This is a genomic window from Alistipes sp. UBA1686 (assembly GCF_002320215.1).
Classification (GTDB): Bacteria; Bacteroidota; Bacteroidia; order Bacteroidales; family Rikenellaceae; genus Alistipes; species Alistipes onderdonkii.
Window position 1 is genome coordinate 75,977 of record NZ_DCKA01000014.1, and the last position, 21,210, is coordinate 97,186.

Here is a 21,210-nt window from a genome sequence, read left to right on the forward strand (position 1 = left end):
AGGGCATTGTCCAGCACTGACCGGTGCGAGGCGCAGGGATTGGTGCCGTTCCCCAAACGCATGTCCTATGGTGATGGCTGGTGCCGGATTTTTGCCTTCCGCAGTCGTTATCCTGTCGCCGGGGTTTCCGCCGCTGATGATTACAAAGGCCGTTAGGTCTGAAATTTGATAGAAATACCGTATGCAGTCTCTCCTTACACGTTGGGCCGACGCCCTGCTCGCATGGCTCGGACTCACTTCCGCATTGAATAACGGCTGGGATCGTTGGGTGGCTTTCGCCCTGGTGGTGCTGTCCGTCGTGCTTCTCGATTTCCTGTGCCGTAAGGTGCTCGTGCGCGGGATTAGGCGCATCGTGATGCGCACCAAAGCCACGTGGGATGACGAACTGTTCAGTTCCGCCGTGTTGAGCCGGCTGTGTAATATCGTCAGCGCCATCGTGCTGGTCATCGTCCTCCCCGTAGTTTTCGATGAACAGTCGGAAGCCAGGACGATCGTCACACGACTGATACAGGTGTACATCGTCGTCACGGTCTTCCGTTTTATCAACGCCCTGCTTTATGCGGCCTTCAATATCGTCTCGGCGCGTCCTGCGTGGCAGAACAAACCGATCAACGGATTGCGCCAGACCGGGCAGGGAATCGCAGCGCTGATCTGCGGTATCCTCATCGTCTCGATCCTGATCGGCAAGTCGCCCGCCATTCTGCTCACCGGACTGGGCGCTTCGGCGGCCGTCATCATGCTGGTCTTCCGCGACAGCATCCTCGGCTTCGTCTCGGGCATCCAGCTTTCGGCGAACGACATGCTCAAGGTCGGGGACTGGATCACCGTACCCAAATACGGTGCGGACGGTTCGGTGATCGAGGTGTCGCTCACGACCGTCAAAGTGCAGAACTGGGACAATACGATCGTTACGCTGCCGCCCTACCTGCTGGTGAGCGATTCGTTCCAGAACTGGCGCGGGATGCAGGCGTCGGGCGGCCGCCGCGTGAAGCGTTCGGTGAATCTGGACATGACGAGCGTGAAATTCTGTACGCCGGACATGCTGGCCCGGTACCGCAACATAGACATCATCCGCGAATATATCGACCAGACCGAGCAGCGGGTTGAGGAATACAATGCCGTGCATGGCATCCGCCCCGGTGAACGCAAGATCAACGGCCTGCACCAGACCAACCTCGGGGTGTTCCGTGCCTATCTGGAACGATACCTGCGCGATGAGGTGCCTGTCAACAAGGGGATGACCCTGATGGTGCGCCAGCTGCAACCGACGGAGACGGGATTGCCGATGGAACTCTATTTCTTTACGGATACGGTGGTGTGGGTGGATTACGAGCGCATCCAGTCGGATGTCTTCGACCATGTGCTGGCCGTCATCCCCGAGTTCGACCTGCGGGTGTTCCAGAATCCGTCGGGAAGCGATATCGAGGCGCTGCGCTATCAGAGGCCGGAGCCGGACGTGCCGGCCAAACCGGATGTTACAGAAAAATCATCAGCATCACCTGAATGATAATTACCCGCAGGAACATGCAGAGAGGGTAGACCGTGGCGTACGATACCGACGGGTTGTCTCCCTCGATCGTGTCGTTGGCATAGTTCAGTGCCATCGGGTTGGCCATGCTGCCGCACAGCATGCCTGCGACCGACCCGAAGTCGATGCGCAGGATGCGCAGCGCGAAGATACCCAGCAATACTACGGGGACGAACGTCAGCAGGAATCCCAGCAGCAGCCATAGTGCCCCTTCGGGGCGCATGACGGTCTCGAAGAAGTGCGTGCCCGCCTCGAGCCCCAGGCAGGCGAGGTACATCGACAGGCCCAGTGCCCGGAGCATCAGGTTGGCGCTGTACGTGGTGTAGGTAATCATGTGAAGGCGCGGGCCGAACGTGCCGATCAGGATGCCGACGATGATCGGGCCGCCTGCCAGGCCGAGTTTTACGGGCAGGCTGATGCCCGGGATGCTTACGGGGATGCTCCCGAGCGTGAGCCCGAGGATCAGGCCGACGAAGACTGCCACGAGGTTGGGCTCTTCGAGGTTTTTCACGGCGTTGCCGAGTATCTTTTCCACATGCTTGATCGCTGCGGCTTCACCCACGACCGTCAGGCGGTCGCCCATCTGCAAACGCAGGTCGGGTGTGGCCAGCAGTTGCACGCCCGAACGGTAGACGCGGCTGATGTTGATGCCGTAATTGTTGCGCAGGCGCAGCGAGGAGAGCTTCTTGCCGTTGATTTCGGGGCGCGTCACGAGGATGCGCTGCGAGATGAGCTGGCTGTCGACGGCGTTCCAGTCGATGTTCTCCGTGTTCCAGTCCTTCTGTTCCTGCTCTCCGAAGATCAGGCGCAGCGCATCGGCCTCGCCCGGGGTGGTGATCACGAGGATGACGTCGTCCTTCTGCAGCGTCTTGTCGGAGGTGGGGATCGAAACCTTTCCTTCGCGCCATACGCGCGAAATGACGAAATGGTGGTGGCTCTGAGCGGCTATTTCGTGTACGCTCTTGCCGAATACGGCCGGGTTGGTCAGGTGGTAGCTGGCAATGAAGACGTTTTTCCGGTGTTCGGCGTCCGGCTCCGGCATGTCGGCGGGGCGGACGAAGAGCTTGCGGATGAAGACGATGGCCAGGATGACGCCCACCACGCCCAGCGGATAGGTCACGGCGCAGCTCAGGGCGGCGCCGCTGGAGTCGACGCCCATCTGTTGCAGCGCCTGCTGCGCCGCTCCGAGCGCCGGGGTGTTGGTCGTGGCGCCGCACAGGATGCCCGACATGTCGGGCATCGAGACGTGCAGCGTATAGCTCATTGCCACGGCCAGCCCCGTGCCGAGCAATACTACCGCAAGGGCGGGCGACATCAGGCGCAGTCCGTCGGCGCGCAGCGAGTTGAAGAAGCCGGGGCCGACCTGCAGGCCGAGGGCGTATACGAAGATGATGAGCCCGAAGCTCTCGGCATAGTTCAGCATCGCCGGGTCGATCGACAGTCCGAAATGCCCGGCCAGGATCCCTGCGAAAAAGATGAATGCCACGCCCAGCGAGATGCCGAAGATGCGTATCCGGCCGAGGGCGATCCCGATCGTCGAAATGAGCGAAATAACCACGACGGCCTGCAGGGCCGAGTGTTCGACGAATAAACTTTTAAGCCATTCCATCCTTTCCGTTTGTGAATTTGCTGCAAAAGTAGGGCAAATTTTCCAGATACCCGCCTTTTTGCCGAACCTTTTGTGGGCTCATTGTGTCTGTGTGCAACATTTTCGGTCGGCAAGGTAAATCATTTTAGCTCCATGTTATGACAAAACAGACCCCGCACTATGCAGTTCAGGATAATTTACATATCTTTGCACTACCCTACTTCACACAGGGGATGGAGGGGGTAATTAGTGACGCAAAAGGGCTTCTGTGCCGGGTGGGAGTCTGAAAACCTTACCCGGTCGCTGCCGGAAAACTTTAGGGATTGGTTGTTCCGGACAGCATCAGGGCGGTCGATATCGGCCGCCCTGATTTGTTTATTATGTACGATCTGTTTACCTGCCCGGATTACAGTTTCAGCGGTTTCCCTCGGTAAAAATCCAGTATTTTCGAACGGAATACGAATTCGTATTTCGCCTGAACGAGTTCCGACTCGGCTTTTTCCATGCGGGTCTTGGCATCGTTGAAATCGAAAATGGTCGAACGGCCCGATTCCGCCTTCTGCTGTTCGTAGGCGAACGCTACCTCGGCCGAGGCGAGGGCTACGCCGGCCGAACGGTATTTGCTGTACGCCGCGTCGGCGTTGTACCACGCCTGTTCGATCTCCTTGCGCAGCGCCAGCTCGGCTTCGGTCAGCGCGAGCCGCTGGCTGCGGGCCGAAAGCTGTGCCGAGCGGATATTGTTGCGCGTGGCGCGGCGGTTGAAGATCGGGATGTTCATCGACAGTCCGACGTATTCGCGGCTGTTATGGCGCATCTGGGCCCAGAACTTATCGCTGTCGGCGCTGTACACCCCCGTGCCGTAGCCGCCTGAAAGCGAGATGGAGGGATAGAGTGCCGATTTGGCAATGAGGACTGAATTCTCCGAACTTTCGAGCCGCAGCCGCTCCGCCTTGATATGCGGACGGTTTTCCACTGCATAGTTGTAGACCCCGTCTGCCGTGCCCAGCCGGTGCAGCGAGGCGAGCGTCACGCTGTCGAGCTCCGGAACCACGACGTCGAACCCTGCGGCGCTCTCGCGGTTGAGGGCCTGGCTCAGGTTGAGCAGTGCCAGTTGCAGGTCGTTGCGGGCCTGGGTCAGGCTCAGCTGGTCTTTGGCCATGAGCGCCTCGCTTTCGTACCGGGCCGATTCCGGCTGTTTGCCGGCGGCGACCAGTTCGCGACTCTGCGTGGCCTGCAGGGTGCTCAGGGCGAGCTGGCGTTCGGCAACGTCGGTGAGTTCCTTGTTGTAAAGTACCTCCAGGTAGAGTGTCATGACGTTGATCGACACGTCTTCGCGGGCACGTTCCAGATCCTGCATGGCTGCGGCCAGGTCGAGTTTGCCGCCTTTGACCTGGCGGTTGATGCGCATGCCCTGGAATACGGGGAGGCTGGTCGAGATGTTGAGCGAACCCGAGGTCTGGTTGTTGTCCTTGTAAGTATTGTCGCTCGAGAGTACGCGGCCGAACGATGCGTCGCCTCCGATCGAGGCGTTCAGGTCGGGCAGGCGGCTGTATTTGGCCGTCGAGAGTTCCACCTCGTTCTGTTCGACCTGCAGGGCGCGTTGCTGCACGTCGATGTTGTTGGCCAGGGCATAACCGATGCAGTCGTCGAGCGACCAGGGCGTGCCGGGTGCCGGTGCTGCGGCGGCTTGAGGTGCAGCCGGTGCGGTCTGGGCCTCCGCGGACATTGCGCAGAGAGCAGCGGCAGCTGTACAGAGAGCGGCGAATAGGGTGCTGGTTTTCATGCTGCGGTGCATTTGGGGTTATTTCTTCTTGTCTTCCTTCGCGCCGCGGACTTTGTCGTCGGCGGTCACGCCTTCGGTAAGTTCGATGTTGATGCCGTCCGAAAGGCCTATCTTGACCTCGCGTTTATCGAAGGTCTGCTCTGCGATGTCCTCGGCGCTGGTGAGCAGGTAGACATACGTTTTCTCACCCTCGAATTCGACGGTGCTCTCGGGAAGCGTGAGCACGCCTTCGCGGCTTTCGATCACGATGCTGGCGTTGGCACTGTACCCGGCGCGCACGAAGACGTCGGCGGGAATCTTCACGGCAGCCTTCACTTCGAACATGATGACGCCGTTATCCTCGGTCGCTTTGGGCGAAACGTACTCCAGGTTGGCATCCAGTTCGACGTTCTGCAGGGCGCCGATCGTCAGTTTCACGGGCATGCCTTCGTGCAACTTGCCGACGTCCGTTTCGTCGACGTTGCCCCGGAAGAGCATGTTCGACATGTCGGCTACGGAGGCGATGGTCGTACCGTCGTTGAACGTGTTGGCCTGGATCACCGAGTTTCCGACCTTGATCGGCACGTCGAGGATCATACCGTCGATCGTCGATCGGATCTGCGTGTTGCTGAGCTCCTTGTAGCGGCTGGTGATGCCGTTTTTGACGATCTCCAGGTTCTCCTTGGCGTTCTGCAGTTCCTCCTCGGCTTTCTGGAGGTCGGTGCGCCCCTGTTCGAACTCCTCGTCCGAGACGACGCCCTTGTCGTGCAGTGTTTCCGTGCGGCCGAATTCGCGGCGGGTCTGCGCCAGCGATATTTCGGCTACCGAAACGCGCGATTCGGCGCTCGAAAGCTGTCCCATCTCCGGGACGACCTTAACCGTGGCGATCACCTCGCCCTTGCGCACCATCTGGCCGGCCTCCTTGTAGACGTCGGAAACGATACCCGAAATCTGGGGCTTGATCAGCACCTCGTCGCGGGGTTCGACCTTGCCGGTGGCGACCACGAATTGTTTGAGCGTGTCGAGTTTGGGTTGTACGATCGTGTAGACTACCTTTACCGGACGGGTCTTCTGCCACAGGAACACGAACGTTCCGAGCAACAGCGCCGCAAAGAGCACACCCAGAAAGATTTTCAGAAATTTTTTCATAGCCGTAATCTATTGAATTTGATAGTTATTCTTCACGTATTGCATCTACAGCCTTGATGCTCAGGGCCCGGTAGGCGGGGATGACGCCCGCCAGCAGGCTGCCCGCGACGAGGATGAAAAGCGCCAGCATGCCTGTCCCGAACGAGATCTGCCACGAGATTTCGGCCCCCTCCTGGGCCACGGTCACCGCCTGATAATAGATCGAGTCGGCCACCGACAGTACGCCCACCGCGGCCGTGAGGCCGACCACCCCGGCGATGAAGGTGAGGATGAAACTTTCGGAGAGTATCTGCGAGATGATGGCCGTAGGCGGTGCGCCCAGGGCGCGGCGGATGCCGATCTCCTGCGTGCGCTCCTTGACCAGCACCAGCATGATGTTGCTCACGCCGACGATGCCGGCCAGCAGTGTCCCCAGGCCCACGATCCATGTCAGGAACCCGATGCCCCAGAAGAGGCTCATCACCTTGTCGAACATTTCGGCCGTGGCCATGCACCAGGCGGCTTTCTCGTCGTCCGGCGAGATCAGGTGCTTGGCGAAGATCACCGACTTGCAGGCGGTTTCGACCTCTTTGCTCGGGGTGTCCTCCCGGCCGGCGATGGCCAGCATGTGGATCGAGTTGCCCCCGCCGTACATCTGCTGCGCGAGCGAGATCGGGGCTACGACCGTGCGTTCGACGTTGCTGAACGACATGGCCGTGCTCTGGCGCCGCATGACGCCGATAATGGTGAAATAGCTGTTGTTGACTTTGATGACCTTGCCGGTCGGGTCTTCCATTCCCGGAAACAGGTCTTTCTGTATCTGGGTGCCGATGACGCAGACCTTGCGCTTCTGCGCCATGTCGACGTCGTTGATGAAGCGGCCGTAGATGATCTTCTGTGGGTTGATCTGCTGGTAGTCGGGCATGTAGCCCATCAGCGAATAGTCGCCCTTGCGTTCGTTGTAGCTGCAATGGATCTCCCCGCCCCAGTAGACGCCCGAGGCGTACTGCACCTCCTTGAGCCCCCGGACGTTTTCCACGTCGTCGTTGTTCATGCGCCACCAGCGGTTCTTGGGCATGCCCTTGTAGGGGAGAGAGGTCTGCGAAGGCTGTATGAGCAGCGTGTTGGTCGACATGTCGCCCAGCTGTGCCCGGAACAGACGTCCCAGCCCCATGCCGGCACCCAGCAGTACGGTAAGCATGAAGATGCCCCAGAAGACGCCCAGTGCCGTCATGATGCTGCGCTTGCGGTTGCGGGAGATCGTCTGCCATATCTCGTTCCAGCGGTCTGTATCGAAAAATCCCATGGCTTCTACTTGTTATAACGCAGGGCGTCGATTGTCTTGAGTTGTGCGGCCCGGTAGGCTGGGACGTAGCCTGCGATCAGGCCGGCGATGACCAGCACGACCGTCGCGCTGACCGCAACGCCCAGGTCGAGCGTCGGGTTGAGGAAGATCGACGGCGCATGGCCGCCGCCCGTCGGCGGCGTCTGGTTGAGCATGTAGTTGACCCCTTCCATCATCGCCACGCCGAATACCATACCCAGGTAACCGAATACGGCGGTTATCATCACCGACTCGGTAAGGATCAGCCTGATGATCGACACGGGCTTGGCGCCCAGCGCCTTGCGTATGCCGAATTCGGAGGTGCGCTCCGTGACCGTCACGAGCATGATGTTGCTTACGCCGACGATGCCGGCCAGCAGCGTCCCCAGGCCGATGATCCAGACGAAGATGTTGATGCCTGCGAAAACCATCATGAAATTCTTGTAGGTTTCCATCGTATTGTCGAGCCAGATGGCGCTTTCGTCGTCGGGGGCGAAGTGGTGTTCGGCGGAAAGGCGCCGGATGACGCGCTTTTCGAACTCCTTCATCGCCTCGGTGGTGTGGACGCCCTTGATGGTGATGATGGCATTGTTCACTTCGGGGCTGTTGGCGTTGTAGAGCAGCTGCCCGGTGGTCAGCGGGATGTAACACGACGAACTGCTGCGCTGGGCGTCGCCCTTGTAGACGCCGACCACGGTGAATACCGTGCTGTCGAGCTTGATCCTTGCCCCCAGCGGATCGGCGCCCTTGAATAGCAGGGACTGCATGGCCTGGTCGATGACCAGCGACTTGCGGTATTCGCGGATGTCGGCGTCGTTGACGAAGCGCCCCTTTACGATCTCCACGCCCTCGCTCTGTTCGATCTTGGGCAGCGAGCCGCGCAGCCAGACCTTGGTGTATTCGTTCCCGTAGGTTGCCGTATGGTTGTCGAACCACGAGTTGGCAGCCACTTCGTCTACCTCGGGGAATTCCCGGGCGAGGATTTCGAGGTCGCTGTTCCACAGCCGGATGCGGCGCCCCTTCTGGTAGCCCATGTAGGGCTTCGAAGTACGGCCGCCGTAGAGGTCGATCGAGTTGGTGGCGTAGTTGCCGAAATTGGAGGTTACGCCGTTCTTGAGCCCGTTGCCCGAGCCCAGCAGGATGACGAGCATGAAAATGCCCCACGCGACCGAGAAGCCCGTGAGGAACGTGCGCAGCTTGTTGCGGCGCACCGATGTCCAGATCTCCAGCAGCAGTTCCCTCATCGCTTTCCGAGTCCGGTTTCGGTGATACTGCTGATGACGCCGTCCGTAAGACGGATGATCTTGTCCGTCTGGTCGGCGATCGACTGTTCGTGCGTGACGCAGATGATGGTCATGCCCATATCAACGTTCACGCTGCGCAGCAGGTTCATCACTTCCTGCGAGGTGGCGCTGTCCAGTGCGCCCGTGGGTTCGTCGGCAAGGATGATCTGGGGCTTGTTGATAAGCGCCCGGGCGATGGCCACGCGCTGTTTCTGGCCGCCGGACATTTCGTTGGGCATGTGGTCGGCCCACTCCCTGAGCCCCAGCATGTCGAGGTATTCGAGTGCCAGGGCGTTGCGTTTGCGGCGCGAGACGCCCTGGTAGTAGAGCGGCAGGGCGACGTTTTCGACGGCGTTCTTGTAATTGATCAGGTTGAAGGACTGGAAAATATAGCCGATCATGTTGTTGCGCGCAGCGGCGGCCTGCGTTTCGCTGAGGTTCTTGATCAGCCGTCCGGCCAGGTAGTAACTGCCGCTGTCGTAGTCGTCGAGAATCCCGAGGATGTTCAGCAGGGTGGATTTTCCCGAACCCGAGGCGCCCATGATCGAGACCAGTTCGCCCTTTTCTACATCGAGGTCGATGCCTTTGAGCACGTGCAGGGGTGACCCATTATTATAGGTCTTGTTGATGTTTTCCAGCTTTATCATATTCAGTCTGCCGTTATAAAGCGGTTTGCGATGTTGAGGGTTACAATCTGTAAGCGGTGTGTGAGGCGCTTGGGACAAAGGTAATAATATAATCTTGAAAAACAATTTATTTTTATCGAAAATCAATAAAAAATTACCAAACACCAATAAATGTGGTTATAATATCGGCAAATGTAAGCAAAAAATACATACTATGCAATACAGAGTACTAAAAATCATATATTAATCTTTCCGACCTATATAATATAAAGGTGGGAAAACCCCGTTTTATGCGCATATCCCGGTAGGGTGGCCGGTGAAAATCCCCATAAATGGCGATTGCCGCCTGAGGCCCGAATCGCTATTTTTGCAGGCAAAAATTACGTTATATGTTAAAAAAATAACATAAACGGTTTATGGGTAATGCTTTTTCGTTATATTTGTTGCGTTAGGTCAAGCATATGAGGAAACTTTTACTACTGTTTTTATGCACGATTGTCCCGGCTGTCGTGTCGGCGCAGCGTCTCGACGTTACGGGACGGGTGCTTGTAAAGGATACCGGCAAGCCGATCGGACAAGCAGTCGTCGAATTGCCGCAGTCCGGATTGTGGGCCGTGGCCGATGCCGACGGAAACTTCACGGTGAAGGGAGTCCCGGCCGGGGAAACGCGTTTTGTCGTTTCCTGCCTGGGGTTCGTTACCACCGAAGCCGAGGTCGACGTGCGTACGGGGATGGGGCCGGTCAGGCTTTATGCCCCCGAGGATAACCTGAAACTGGAGAGCGTCGTGGTGACGGCCAAGGAGGCGCCCAACGCCATGGCTACGTCGCGTACGATCGGCGGCAATGCCATCGACCACCTGCAAATGGTCAATGCGTCGGACATCTCGGCACTGCTGCCGGGTGGCAAAACGGTTAATCCCGACCTGATGAAGGACAATGTCTTTTCGCTGCGCAGCGGCGGGAGCACGGCCGGCAATGCGGCGTTCGGTACGGCCGTCGAGGTCGACGGCGTACGCCTTTCCACCAATGCTTCGCTGGGCGACCCGACGGGTGCCAGCACACGCAACCTGTCGGCGACCAACATCGAGTCGGTCGAGGTGGTGACCGGAGTACCTTCGGCCGAATACGGCGACATTTCGTCGGGTGTGGTGAAAATCTCGACCCGCAAGGGCAAGACGCCCTATACGGTGACGCTCTCCACCAATCCGCGCACCAAACAGATCGCCGCCTCGAAGGGCTTCGACCTGGGGCGGAACCACGGGGTGCTGAACAGCAACGTCGAGTATACGCGGGCCACGAAGAACCCCACGTCGCCCTACACCTCCTATTCCCGCACGGGGCTGGCGCTCAACTACCAGAATACCTTCGCCAAGGTTCTGCGTTTCAATTTCGGCGTAACGGCCAATATCGGCGGTATGAATACCGAGGACGACCCCGATGCCCAGAAAGGCGAGTGGGAGAAGGTGCGTGACAATGTGCTGCGTGCCAACACCTCGCTCAAATGGCTGCTGAACAGGTCGTGGATCACGAGCCTGGACTTCGACGCGTCGCTCAACTATACCGACAACCTTGCACGCAAGCGCACCTATAACCTCAATTCGACCTCCCTTCCGGCCGTCCATGCCGAACAGGAAGGGTATTACATCGCCGAGATGCTCCCTCCGGTCTATTATTCGACCAAATACGTCGATTCCAAGCAGCTCGACTATGCGGCCAACCTCAAGGCCACGTGGGTGCGCAGCTGGGGCGACGTGCACAGCAATGCCAAGGTCGGCGCTTCGTGGCGGGCCAACGGTAATGTCGGGGACGGGGAGTACTATGCGACTCCCTCCCTCGCGCCTAACGGTTACCGCCCCCGTCCGTATACGGACATCCCCTATATGCATAACCTCGCGGCCTACGTGGAGGAGACGCTGACTGTGCCGCTGGGGGCGACCACGCTGCAACTGATGGCGGGCCTGCGTGCCGAAAAGACCTTTATCAAGAATACGCAATACGAGAATACGTCGAGCCTCTCGCCACGCTTCAATCTGAAATTCCGCATCAACGACCATCTGACTGTCCGCGGAGGCTGGGGCATCACCGAGAAGCTGCCGTCGTTCAACGTGCTTTATCCGCTGCCCGAATACCGCGATACGCCCGTGTTCGCAACCACCTATGGCTCGGGGCAGAGCGCCTATGTTTATCACACGCAGCCTTACCAGATACTCTACAACGACAACCTGAAGTGGCAGCGCAACCGCAATTCAGAGGTCGGCGTCGACCTGCGTATCGGGGGCACCTCGGTCTCGCTGGTCGGCTATTTCAATCGCACGAAATATCCCTACAAGCTGAGCGCCTCCTTCGAGCCGTTCTCCTATAACATGATGGGCGTGCCGTCCACGCTGCCCGACGGGACGGCCTACACGATGCCGGCGAACCCGGCATTCCGCGTCGACAGCCAGACAGGCGAAATCTTCGTCCGCGACAAGGACAACCCTTCGGCCGGCTGGATCGCCATGCAGACCACTTCCACCAAGCGGACGTTCGTCAAGAATACCTACCAGAACAACGGTTCGCCCGTGGATCGCATGGGGCTGGAGTTCGTCGTGGAGTTCCCGCAGATCAACCCCATCCGCACGCAGCTGCGGCTTGACGGGGCTTACGGCTATACCAAATACGTCAACGAGGGTGAGGCATGCTACTATCCCTCGATCTCGACCGGCGGCGAGTTCTACCCCTATGTGGGGGTTTATCTCGATAACGGGGGCAGCTCAAACGTCACCTACAACGGCCGGAAGCTGCACGCGCTGGATATGAACCTCACGGCCACGACGCACGTGCCTTCGATCCGCATGGTCATCTCGCTGCGGCTCGAAGCCACGCTCGTGAAGCGCTCGCAGAACCTCTCGGAGTACAAGGGACGCGAGTATGCCTTCAACGTCGACGAAGACCGTAACCCCACCGGCGGGAGCATCTACGACGGCGACAGCTATACGGCGATCTGGCCTGTGGCCTACATCGACCTCGATGGCAATCGTCATCCCTTTACCGATGCCGAGAAGAACGACCCGGCCTTCTCCTCCCTGCTGTTGCGTTCGGGCAATGCCTACTCTTTCAACGGCGACGGTTACGACCCCTATTTTTCGGCCAACCTGAGCATCACGAAGGAGATCGGCGACCATGTCTCCGTCTCGTTCTACGCCAACAACTTCACCAATTCGCGGCCCTTCGTCGCGTCGTACGCCACGGGTGTCAAGGCGGTCTTCACACCCGATTTCTATTACGGACTTACGGTACGCCTTAAATTCTGAAAACGATGAGAAAGATATTTTGCATATTGTCCTGTCTGCTGGTGGCCGGTTGCACGTCGTTCGACAGGAACCCTTACGACGGTGCGCTGCGCGAACTCCGTGTGACGGCCGTGTATCCCGAGGGATACGCCGGCTATCTGCGCGAAGGCGTCGCGGTGAAACTCTCCGACCGCAATACGGGCAATGTCTATACCGCCCTGACCGATGCGCAGGGCCACGCCGGGTTCCGCGTCGCTGCCGGGCATTACCGGCTCTCGGTGCTCGACCTGCCCGACGATTCGGCGGTTTTCAACGGTACGATCGAGCAGGTCGACCTTGTCGGCGGGGACAAGGACGTCGACGTGGCGCTGAAATTTTCCAAGCCGGGTACGATCCTCATCAAGGAGATCTACTCGGGCGGCTGCATGCAGGATCCGCCGGCGACGGGGACTTATGCCGACGACAAATATATCGTCCTGCACAACAACAGTTTCGAAACCTATTACCTCGACGGGCTGTGCCTGGCGATGGTCGCCCCCTACAACTCGAACGCCAACAATCCGTGGACGAGCACCGACCCTTCGGGCAACATCGTTTTCCGCGATTATGCCGCCATCCCCGATTGTATCTGGATGTTCCCGGGATCGGGGACGGATTTCCCGCTGGAACCCGGCGCGGATGCCGTGGTGGCCTACTACGGCGTCGATCATACGCAGACCTATTCCCAGTCGGTGAACCTCAACCGCAAGGGTTGTTTCGTGCTCTACGATATGGTGCACTATCCCGGCAACAAGCTCCATCCCACGCCTGTTCCGGGCGACCAGATCGACCAGGCGCATTACATGAAGGTGCTGAAAAAGACCGGGACGAATTCGGCCGTTGTCTATGTGATTTCGCAGAATTCGCCCGCCATGATCCTCTTCCGGGCGCCCGAGGGGTTCGATATGGATGCCTACCTGGCCGACGACCTTCAGTCGACGGTTCAGAACGGCAGCATCACCTATTCGAAGATACCGTGGGACAACGACTGGATCGTGGACGGCGTCGAGGTATGCAACATGACCGAGGCGACCAAGAACAAACGCCTGCACACCGATGTGGATGCCGGGTATATCGGTTTCTCGGCCAAGGCGCAGGGGCATACCCTGCACCGGAAGCTGGATGAAGAGGCCACGGCTGCTGCCGGCTTCGAAAGGTACGTGGATACCAATAACTCGTCGAACGATTTTTATGAGCGTGAGACACAATCTTTGCGTGATTAGCCTATGAGACGGATTTTAACGATACTGATGCTGGTTGCCGTCTCTGCTGCCGCGGCACAGGAGCGTTTCGACCATATCTTCCGCCGCAATCCCTGGAACGGCGGCCTGAACGCTGCGGGTATCCGGCAGGACTCCCTGAGCCGTTCTTATGCCGAGATCTATTTCACCAAGGAGAACGGCGGGCTTGCGGGCCATTCCGCGTCGGACGACAGTTGGAATGCCGGGGCGAAAACCGAATCGGTGCGCCACCTGAAGAAGGTCTCGTTCTCGGGCGGTTTCGGCTACGACTATTTCGACGGCCGCAACATGTGCGGCTCGATGTTTACCGAGCCGGGGTATTACCCGGTGGACATCCTCGAATTTACGCCGGGGCGCAAGGTGCGCGAGGATTACACGTTCACGGGCGGCGTATCGGCCGTGCTGGGCAACCGGTGGACGGGTGGCCTGCGCGTGGAGTTCGAAGCCCGCAACTATGCCAAGCGCAAAGACCTGCGCCACAAGAATACACGGCTGGATTTCGAATTTTCGCCCGGCGTGATGTACCATGCGGGACGCTTTGCCGTTGGGGCGGTCTATATCGTGGGTACGAACAGCGAGAAGGTCGACGCGGAAGGCGTGGGCCCCGGTGCCGACCTGTACGAGGCATTCTTCGACAGGGGACTGCTCTACGGGTCGCTGGAGAAGTGGGGGAGCACCGACATACACCTCTCGACCAACGGCGTTTCGGGATTCCCCGTCCGGGAGAATACGCAGGGGGCGGGTGTCCAACTGCAATACGGGCCGTTCTATGCCGACGTCGCCTACCGCAACAGGCAGGGCGAGACGGGCGAGAGCCGGATTATCTGGCACCTGTTCGAAACGCACCAGGTGACGGCCAATGCCGCCCTGTCGCTGGGGACGGCACTGCGCAGGCATTTCGTGCGTGTGAACCTCGACTGGCAGACGCTCGGCACCGACGAGAACATCATCACCACCGAGACCATCAACGGCGTGCAGATCATCACTATACACGGTTCGACGCCAATTTTCGGGCGCAAGGGACTTGACCTGGGAGGCGAATACGAGTTCGTGGCACCGCATACGGATTTGCGTGCCGGGGTCGGTTATTCGCAGCTCAACCGCGAATCGACGCTGATGTACCCCTATGTCAAGGGGCAGAAGCTCCACTTTACGAAGATATATGCCTCGCTGATTCGCACGTTCGGCCTCTGGGAGCTGACCCTTGCGGCGGATTATCGCCTGGGCGGTTTCACGGAGCGCGAAAAGCAGTTCGAGACCCCCGGCGTGCAGCCGGGTGAATATCCCGGGCAGCTGACCGCTTATTACGATTACGAAAACGAATACCTCACGGCCAAACGGCTGGGGGCGGCGCTCGGGCTGCGGCGCAATATCAAACGGTTCTATATCGACGTATTCGCGCGTTACGAACACGGCTTCGGTCTGGAATACGTCGCGCAGCCCAACCGGGTCGCGGCGACGCTGAGTGTAGGATATAATTTTTAATTTAAAGGATAGGATTATGAAAAGGATTTTGACATTGACGGCAGTCGCGGCGATGGTTTTCACCGCCTGCTCGAAGGAGGAAAGCCCCGGGACGGGCGACAAGCAGGTGCGCATCACCCCGACGATCGCCAATCCTGCGCTGACGCCGGCAAGCATGTCGTCCGGCACGCGGGCGACGGACACCGATTTCGAGCTGAACGACAAGGTCGGCCTCACGATCACGATGACGGCGGACGGTTCGGCGTTCGTGGCGAACAAAGAGATGTCGTTCGACGGTACGGATTTCAAGACCGAGGGTTTCCTCTGGTACGAAGATGTCAACGCCACCTCGACACTCTTCGCCTATTATCCCTACCAGGCCGGTGCCGCGGCGCCTGCGGAGTTTTCGGTAAAGGCGGATCAGAGCGGTGCGAACTACACGGCTTCCGACCTGATCGTGGCCGTGAAGACGGGGGTCAAGCCCACGCTGTCGTCCACGCAGATGACCTTCAAGCACAAAATGTCGCGGATCGTCATCAGCGTGACGAACGAATCGGGTTTCGACATCCGGGACATCGTCATCAAGGGTGCTGTCGGCACCGGGGTGCTCGATCCTGCCACGGGCGATTTTACGGCCAAGGCGGGTGCCGAGGCATCCGACGTGACCGCCAATACGGCCACTGCCGAGAAAGTTTACTACGCGCTGCTGGTGCCGCAGAACGGTGTGCAGCTCAAGGTTACGGTCACCACGGCCGATGGTAAGATGCGTACGCAGACGCTCGGCACGACCGACCTCAAGTCGGGTGAGAACCGCCGCATGGACTGCAACGTGCAGCCGGCTGACATTCAGGTGAAATTCAGCGGCCCGATCGCGGGCTGGGTCGACGGAGATGACCTGCTGCCGGACGGCGACGGCGAAGTGGAGACCCCGACCGTCGAGTGGGGCGGCGTGAAGTACAAGATCGTCACGCTCAAGGACGGCCGCACGTGGATGGCCGAGAACCTGCGCTATGTTCCCGAAGGCAAAACCATATCGAGCGATCCGAAGGACGGCAACGGGGTGTGGTACCCCTGCAACCTCTCGAAAGCCGCCGACCCGTCGTTGACTGAGACCGCGGGCCTGCTGTACAGCTATCCCGTGATGCTGGGAATGACCGGCGAGATGACGGGCACCAATTTCGACCAATACGAGGGTGCGCAGGGCATCTGCCCCGACGGGTGGCATATCCCGACGAGGGACGAGTGGCTCAAGCTGGCGGGTGTCGGCAGCGGCAGCCTGTCCGACCCGACGTCGCCCTATTTCGACAAGACGCAGAGCGGCGGTTCGATTGCCGCGCTCAACAAGGACGGTTTCAATATTGCGGGCTGCGGCTATATCAATGCGGCGAGCGCCACGGCGACCCCGGCCTATATGGCCACGGTCTCGGCTGCCGACGCTTCGGCGTTCGGCATGGGATATTTCCCCAGCTCGACGGGTTACAAGGTTACATACAATACGGCCGACGATCCGGAAAGCGGCATCAAGAACATCCAGTATTATGCCGGTATGATAACTTACAACAAGAGTTACAATCGCATGACAATCGCTTACCAGGGTGGTTATGGCGCTGCCCCGGTTCGCTGTATCAAGAACAAGGAGTGATCCTCACCCCCGCACACAAACACACACAACACAAACAACAATAAATGAAACGTAAACCTAATTATCTGAAACACCTGCTGCAATGGGGCGTACTGGCTGCCATTGTCGGCACGGTGCTTTGGGCCAAATTCAGCGACAAACCCGTCGATGTCGAGGCATATTGTCCTTTCGGCGGGTTGCAGGCCTTCGGTACCTATCTGGTGAACAATTCGCTGGCCTGTTCGATGTCGATGCTCCAGATCATGATGGGCCTCGTGCTCGCCGTGGGAGTGATTCTCTTCAGCAAACTTTTCTGCGGGTACCTCTGTCCGCTGGGCACCGTCGGCGAGTGGATGGGCCGCGCCGGAAAGAAACTGCACCTGCAGGTCGATGTCCCTTCGGGCAGCGTCGTCGACAAGCTGCTGCGCGTGGTGAAGTACGTGCTGCTCTTCACGATCCTCTATTTCACGCTCTCGTCGAGCGAGCTGTTCTGCAAGAAACTCGACCCGTTCTATGCCGTGGCTACGGGTTTCAAGGGCGAAATCGTGCTTTGGATGTCGCTCACGAGCCTTACGCTGCTGCTCTTGGGCGGTTTCGTGGTAAAGATGTTCTGGTGCAAGTACATCTGCCCGCTGGGAGCTGTCAGCAACATTTTCAAATTCACGCTGCTGTTCGTGACCGCCGCCCTCGGCGGCTGGGCACTCGGTGCGCTGGGCGTTGCGAACGCGTGGGTCTGGACGATCGGCGGCGCATGTCTTGCCGCCTATATCGTCGAGATCGCCAAGATGCGCAGCTGCACCTTCCCCCTGATGTACATCAGGCGGGATTTGAACACCTGCAATAATTGCGGACTGTGCGAAAAGAAATGTCCTTACCAGCTTCCGATCCATGACTATGTGAAGGTGAAGCATGTCGACTGTACGTTGTGCGGCAACTGCATCGGTGCGTGTGCCAAGGATGCCTTGCAGGTCAACGGCCGTCGTTCGCTGCGCTGGGTGCCCGGGTTGCTGGCCGTGGTGCTCTTCTTCCTGGCCATATGGCTGGGTTCCACCATGGAACTGCCGACGATCGACGAAAAATGGGGCGACTACGAGAAGGTCGAGAACCTGCAGACGTTCGAGATGGAGGGCTTGCAGACGATCAAGTGCTTCGGTTCGTCGAAGGCTTTTTCGGCCAAGATGCAGGCCGTGCAGGGCGTATACGGCGTCAAGACCTTCGTACGCCGCCATGGCGTCGAGGTGCTTTACGACCCGGCTGCCACCGATACGCTGAAGATACAGGCTGCGATCTTTGCCCCGACGCAGCGCAAATATGCCATGCCAGGCGAGCAGGTGCCGGTGCTCGACGTGGTGAAGCTCGGCGTCGAAGGGCTTCACGACCGGATGGACATGATCTATTTCGGCATGGTGCTCCAGAAGATCGAGGGAGTCTACGGCTTCACGTCGGAATTCGCCTGTCCGGTGGATGTGACGGTCTACGTCGATCCGGCCGCCGGTATTACCGAAAAGATGTTCGGGGAGGCGATCGACGCCAAGGAACTGGTCATCCCGGCCAAGGAGGGCGAGAAGGTGATCCCGATGCATACGGTGCTTAAAAGCTATGCGGTCGCCGGACAGGTTTCGCGCGAGGAGTTTGCGCAGATCATGTTCCGCGATGTGGAGAAGCTCGCGGGCAGGTTCGTTGCCAACCAGGAGAAATGGGGGAATGACGAGCAGTTCCCCAAGGCGGTCTACGAGATGGTATTCCCCGGTATCGAGAAGATGCCGATCCGCAATGCGTTCCCCTATTTCAAGAGCTTCCTTTCGTGTACGGACGGCATCGTGTCCGTGGATTTCGTCCTGCGGGATATGAAACCCGTGATGCGTATCCACTATGTGAAGTCGATGTGGGACGACGCGAAGCTGTGGAAAGAGGTTTTCCAGGCCGAAAAATGGACGCTGCGCATGGCTGACGGCACCTTCAAGGAGGCCGACCCGCGGCTGAGATTCACGACCGAGGGCAAGACCGTCGAAGAATAACCGTAAACTTACCGGGAGGGTGTCGGCGACGGTGCCTCCCTTTTATAAGGATGAAAGATATGAGAAGATGGATAGCCTGTCTGGCCGTTGTGCTGCTCTGTATGCAGCCTGCGATGGCCGACGAGGGCATGTGGCTGATGCACCGGCTGGCGGAGATTTATCCGCAGATGAAGGCCCGGGGACTGAAAATCAAGGATAAGGAGATTTACAACGAGAAATCGGCGGCGCTGGCCGATGCCGTGGTGGCTGTCGACGGCGGCATGGGAACGGGCAGCATGATCTCCGACCAGGGGCTGATGATTACCAACCACCATGTGGCTTACAGCGACATCTGCGCCCTGTCGACGCCCGAGTGCAACCTGCTCGAAACGGGATTCTGGGCACGCACGCGCGATGAGGAGATTCCCGTCCCCGGCAAGACCGTGTGGTTCGTGCGCAAGGTGGTCGACGTGACCGACGAGGCCAATGCGCTAAAGGAGGAGATGAAAGCCGCCGGGAAATGGGGCATGATGGCCCCGCGCCGCCTCTATGCCGAACTGGAAGGGCGCTACGGCCGGGAAACGGAGTGCGAGGTGTCGTGCTACTCGATGTGGGGCGGCAAAATGTACCTGATGTTCTACTACGACATCTACAAGGATGTGCGGCTGGTGGGTACGCCGCCTGCGTCGATCGGTGCCTTCGGCGGCGATTACGACAACTGGGGCTGGCCCCAGCACAAGGGCGATTTCGCGCTTTACCGCGTTTATGCCGACCGGGAGGGGCGCCCTGCGGCCTATTCCGCCGACAATGTGCCGCTCAAACCCCGCCGCGTGTTGCAGGTCGCCACGGGCGGCGTGCATGACGGCGATTTTGCGATGGTGATCGGATTCCCGGGGCGTACGAACCGCTATGCGTCGTCGTTCGCGGTGGCTGAGAAACAGTGTGTCCGCAACCCGATCGTCGTGGCCAACCGCCATGACCGGATGGATATTCTCAAACGCCATATGGAGCGCGATCCGCGGGTGCGCATGGAGTATTCGGATGCCTATTTCGGCCTGAGCAACTACGCCGACTACGCCAAGTGGGAGAACAAATGCCTGCGCCGCTTCGATGTCGTGGCGATCCGTGAGGCCGAGGAGGAACGCCTGCAGCGCTGGATCGAGGCCGATTCGGCCCGCAAGGCCGAGGATGGGACGTTGCTCGAAGAGCTCGCGCGCGGTTATAAGGCGCGGCAGGGTGCCGAGCGCAACCTCAATTATTTCCGCGAGGCATGGCTCGGCCCCAGCGAGGCGCTGCTCGTGGCCAACCGCGTGTCATCGTACCTCGGCAAGCTCGAACGGCTGAAGCAGGACTCGCTGATCGTGGATTCGAAGGATGCCCGGAGCGTCGTGGCCGGGAGCGGCCGCCTGCGCCGTAACTACGATGCCGCGACCGACCGCGACCTGTTGGCGCGGATGGTGGTGAACTTCACGGCCAACGTGCCGCGCGAGATGTGGGGTGCGCAGTTGCAGGCGATGTACGACAAGGCGGGAGGCGATGCCGACCGCATGGCGCGTGCGGCGTTCGACGCCTCGTTTTGCAGCGATCCTGCGCGTTACGACGCCTATTTCTCGAAGAACCGGTCGGTTGCCGAAATACGCCGCGACCCCATGGTTGCGCTTACCGAATCGGTCACAGTACAACGTTTTACGGGCGGTGTGGACAAGGCCGAGAAGCGCGGCCGTGCGCGTGTCGGGCGAAGCGAGAGCCGCTATGCCGACGTGCTTTACGATTTCCGTGCTTCGGAAGGACTGGCGCAGTATCCCAACGCCAACTCGACCATGCGCCTGACCTACGGTAGCGTGCAACCCCTGAACCCTTCGGACGGCGTGCATTACGATTCGCGTTCGACGATCGCGGGTTATATGGAGAAGTACAACCCCGATGAATACGAATACCGCGTCGACGACCGTATGCGGCGGCTGATCGCCAAACGGGACTGGGGACGCTGGGGCGAGAACGATACGCTCTATGTCAATTTCCTGACCGACAACGACATTACGGGAGGCAATTCGGGCAGCCCCGTGCTCGACGGCAAGGGGCATCTTATCGGGCTTGCGTTCGACGGCAACCGCGAGTCGATGGCCGGCGACGTGTGGTTCCATCCCGAACTGGCGCGCACGGTGTGCGTGGATATCCGCTATGTGATGTGGGTGATCGACAAGTATGCCGACGCCGGGTGGTTGCTCGACGAAATGAAGTTCGCAAAATAATCCGGTGTGCCGGTGGTAACCGCGGCATCCCGACGTGTCAAGCAGACCTGCCATATGGCAGGTCTGCTTGTTTGCGGAGGGGTGG

13 protein-coding genes are annotated in these 21,210 nt (G+C 59.3%); 7 read left to right on the forward strand and 6 right to left on the reverse strand.

Annotated elements, in window-relative coordinates:
• Positions 1-181 precede the first annotated feature (181 nt).
• Positions 182-1,507, forward strand: a complete 1,326-nt coding sequence (locus B3C38_RS05890) for a mechanosensitive ion channel family protein (RefSeq protein WP_022331932.1) — start codon at positions 182-184, stop codon at positions 1,505-1,507.
• On the opposite strand, the gene B3C38_RS05895 is transcribed toward B3C38_RS05890, so the two are convergent.
• The 6 genes from B3C38_RS05895 to B3C38_RS05920 form a co-directional block, all read right to left on the reverse strand.
• The gene (locus B3C38_RS05895; protein WP_055202815.1) at positions 1,476-3,137 is read right to left on the reverse strand and encodes a putative transporter; all 1,662 of its coding nucleotides are present in this window, start codon (positions 3,135-3,137) and stop codon (positions 1,476-1,478) included. The genes B3C38_RS05890 and B3C38_RS05895 overlap by 32 nt on opposite strands.
• A gap of 385 nt (positions 3,138-3,522) precedes the next feature.
• Positions 3,523-4,911, reverse strand: a complete 1,389-nt coding sequence (locus B3C38_RS05900; RefSeq protein WP_055202813.1) for a TolC family protein — start codon at positions 4,909-4,911, stop codon at positions 3,523-3,525.
• A gap of 6 nt (positions 4,912-4,917) precedes the next feature.
• The gene (locus B3C38_RS05905; RefSeq protein WP_055202811.1) at positions 4,918-6,027 is read right to left on the reverse strand and encodes an efflux RND transporter periplasmic adaptor subunit; all 1,110 of its coding nucleotides are present in this window, start codon (positions 6,025-6,027) and stop codon (positions 4,918-4,920) included.
• A gap of 25 nt (positions 6,028-6,052) precedes the next feature.
• Positions 6,053-7,312 (reverse strand): ABC transporter permease, encoded by a 1,260-nt coding sequence (locus B3C38_RS05910; protein ID WP_018694758.1) that lies wholly within the window; start codon positions 7,310-7,312, stop codon positions 6,053-6,055.
• A gap of 5 nt (positions 7,313-7,317) precedes the next feature.
• Positions 7,318-8,574: an ABC transporter permease gene (locus B3C38_RS05915; RefSeq protein WP_286726203.1), complete on the reverse strand. Its 1,257-nt coding sequence runs from the start codon at positions 8,572-8,574 to the stop codon at positions 7,318-7,320.
• Positions 8,571-9,260 carry an ABC transporter ATP-binding protein gene (locus B3C38_RS05920; protein WP_022331936.1) on the reverse strand — a complete coding sequence of 230 codons (690 nt, stop codon included), beginning with the start codon at positions 9,258-9,260 and terminating at the stop codon, positions 8,571-8,573. Before B3C38_RS05920 ends, B3C38_RS05915 begins: the two co-directional genes overlap by 4 nt.
• 440 nt (positions 9,261-9,700) lie before the next feature.
• On the opposite strand from B3C38_RS05920, the gene B3C38_RS05925 reads away from it, so the two are divergent.
• From B3C38_RS05925 to B3C38_RS05950, 6 genes are read left to right on the forward strand one after another with little or no spacing between them, the layout of a single operon-like run.
• Entirely contained in the window at positions 9,701-12,532 is a 2,832-nt protein-coding gene (locus tag B3C38_RS05925) for a TonB-dependent receptor (protein ID WP_286726206.1), read from the forward strand.
• Positions 12,533-12,537: 5 nt separating this feature from the next.
• Positions 12,538-13,773: a DUF4876 domain-containing protein gene (locus B3C38_RS05930; RefSeq protein WP_286726208.1), complete on the forward strand. Its 1,236-nt coding sequence runs from the start codon at positions 12,538-12,540 to the stop codon at positions 13,771-13,773.
• Positions 13,774-13,776: 3 nt separating this feature from the next.
• Positions 13,777-15,276, forward strand: a complete 1,500-nt coding sequence (locus B3C38_RS05935; RefSeq protein WP_286726210.1) for a DUF6850 family outer membrane beta-barrel protein — start codon at positions 13,777-13,779, stop codon at positions 15,274-15,276.
• A 16-nt stretch (positions 15,277-15,292) separates the two neighbouring features.
• Positions 15,293-16,897: a fimbrillin family protein gene (locus tag B3C38_RS05940; protein ID WP_286726212.1), complete on the forward strand. Its 1,605-nt coding sequence runs from the start codon at positions 15,293-15,295 to the stop codon at positions 16,895-16,897.
• 44 nt (positions 16,898-16,941) lie between these two features.
• On the forward strand, positions 16,942-18,894 hold the full coding sequence (locus B3C38_RS05945) for a 4Fe-4S binding protein (RefSeq protein ID WP_286726214.1): 1,953 nt from the start codon (positions 16,942-16,944) through the stop codon (positions 18,892-18,894).
• Positions 18,895-18,953: 59 nt separating this feature from the next.
• On the forward strand, positions 18,954-21,125 hold the full coding sequence (locus B3C38_RS05950; protein WP_286726216.1) for a S46 family peptidase: 2,172 nt from the start codon (positions 18,954-18,956) through the stop codon (positions 21,123-21,125).
• The last annotated feature ends 85 nt before the right edge of the window (positions 21,126-21,210 follow it).

Bases quoted from the DNA above. Each gene is read 5' to 3' on its own strand.
- B3C38_RS05890 (WP_022331932.1), top strand. From the start codon at position 182: ATGCAGTCTCTCCTTACACGTTGGGCCGACGCCCTGCTCGCATGGCTC.
- B3C38_RS05895 (WP_055202815.1), bottom strand. From the start codon at position 3,137: ATGGAATGGCTTAAAAGTTTATTCGTCGAACACTCGGCCCTGCAGGCC.
- B3C38_RS05900 (WP_055202813.1), bottom strand. From the start codon at position 4,911: ATGCACCGCAGCATGAAAACCAGCACCCTATTCGCCGCTCTCTGTACA.
- B3C38_RS05905 (WP_055202811.1), bottom strand. From the start codon at position 6,027: ATGAAAAAATTTCTGAAAATCTTTCTGGGTGTGCTCTTTGCGGCGCTG.
- B3C38_RS05910 (WP_018694758.1), bottom strand. From the start codon at position 7,312: ATGGGATTTTTCGATACAGACCGCTGGAACGAGATATGGCAGACGATC.
- B3C38_RS05915 (WP_286726203.1), bottom strand. From the start codon at position 8,574: ATGAGGGAACTGCTGCTGGAGATCTGGACATCGGTGCGCCGCAACAAG.
- B3C38_RS05920 (WP_022331936.1), bottom strand. From the start codon at position 9,260: ATGATAAAGCTGGAAAACATCAACAAGACCTATAATAATGGGTCACCC.
- B3C38_RS05925 (WP_286726206.1), top strand. From the start codon at position 9,701: ATGAGGAAACTTTTACTACTGTTTTTATGCACGATTGTCCCGGCTGTC.
- B3C38_RS05930 (WP_286726208.1), top strand. From the start codon at position 12,538: ATGAGAAAGATATTTTGCATATTGTCCTGTCTGCTGGTGGCCGGTTGC.
- B3C38_RS05935 (WP_286726210.1), top strand. From the start codon at position 13,777: ATGAGACGGATTTTAACGATACTGATGCTGGTTGCCGTCTCTGCTGCC.
- B3C38_RS05940 (WP_286726212.1), top strand. From the start codon at position 15,293: ATGAAAAGGATTTTGACATTGACGGCAGTCGCGGCGATGGTTTTCACC.
- B3C38_RS05945 (WP_286726214.1), top strand. From the start codon at position 16,942: ATGAAACGTAAACCTAATTATCTGAAACACCTGCTGCAATGGGGCGTA.
- B3C38_RS05950 (WP_286726216.1), top strand. From the start codon at position 18,954: ATGAGAAGATGGATAGCCTGTCTGGCCGTTGTGCTGCTCTGTATGCAG.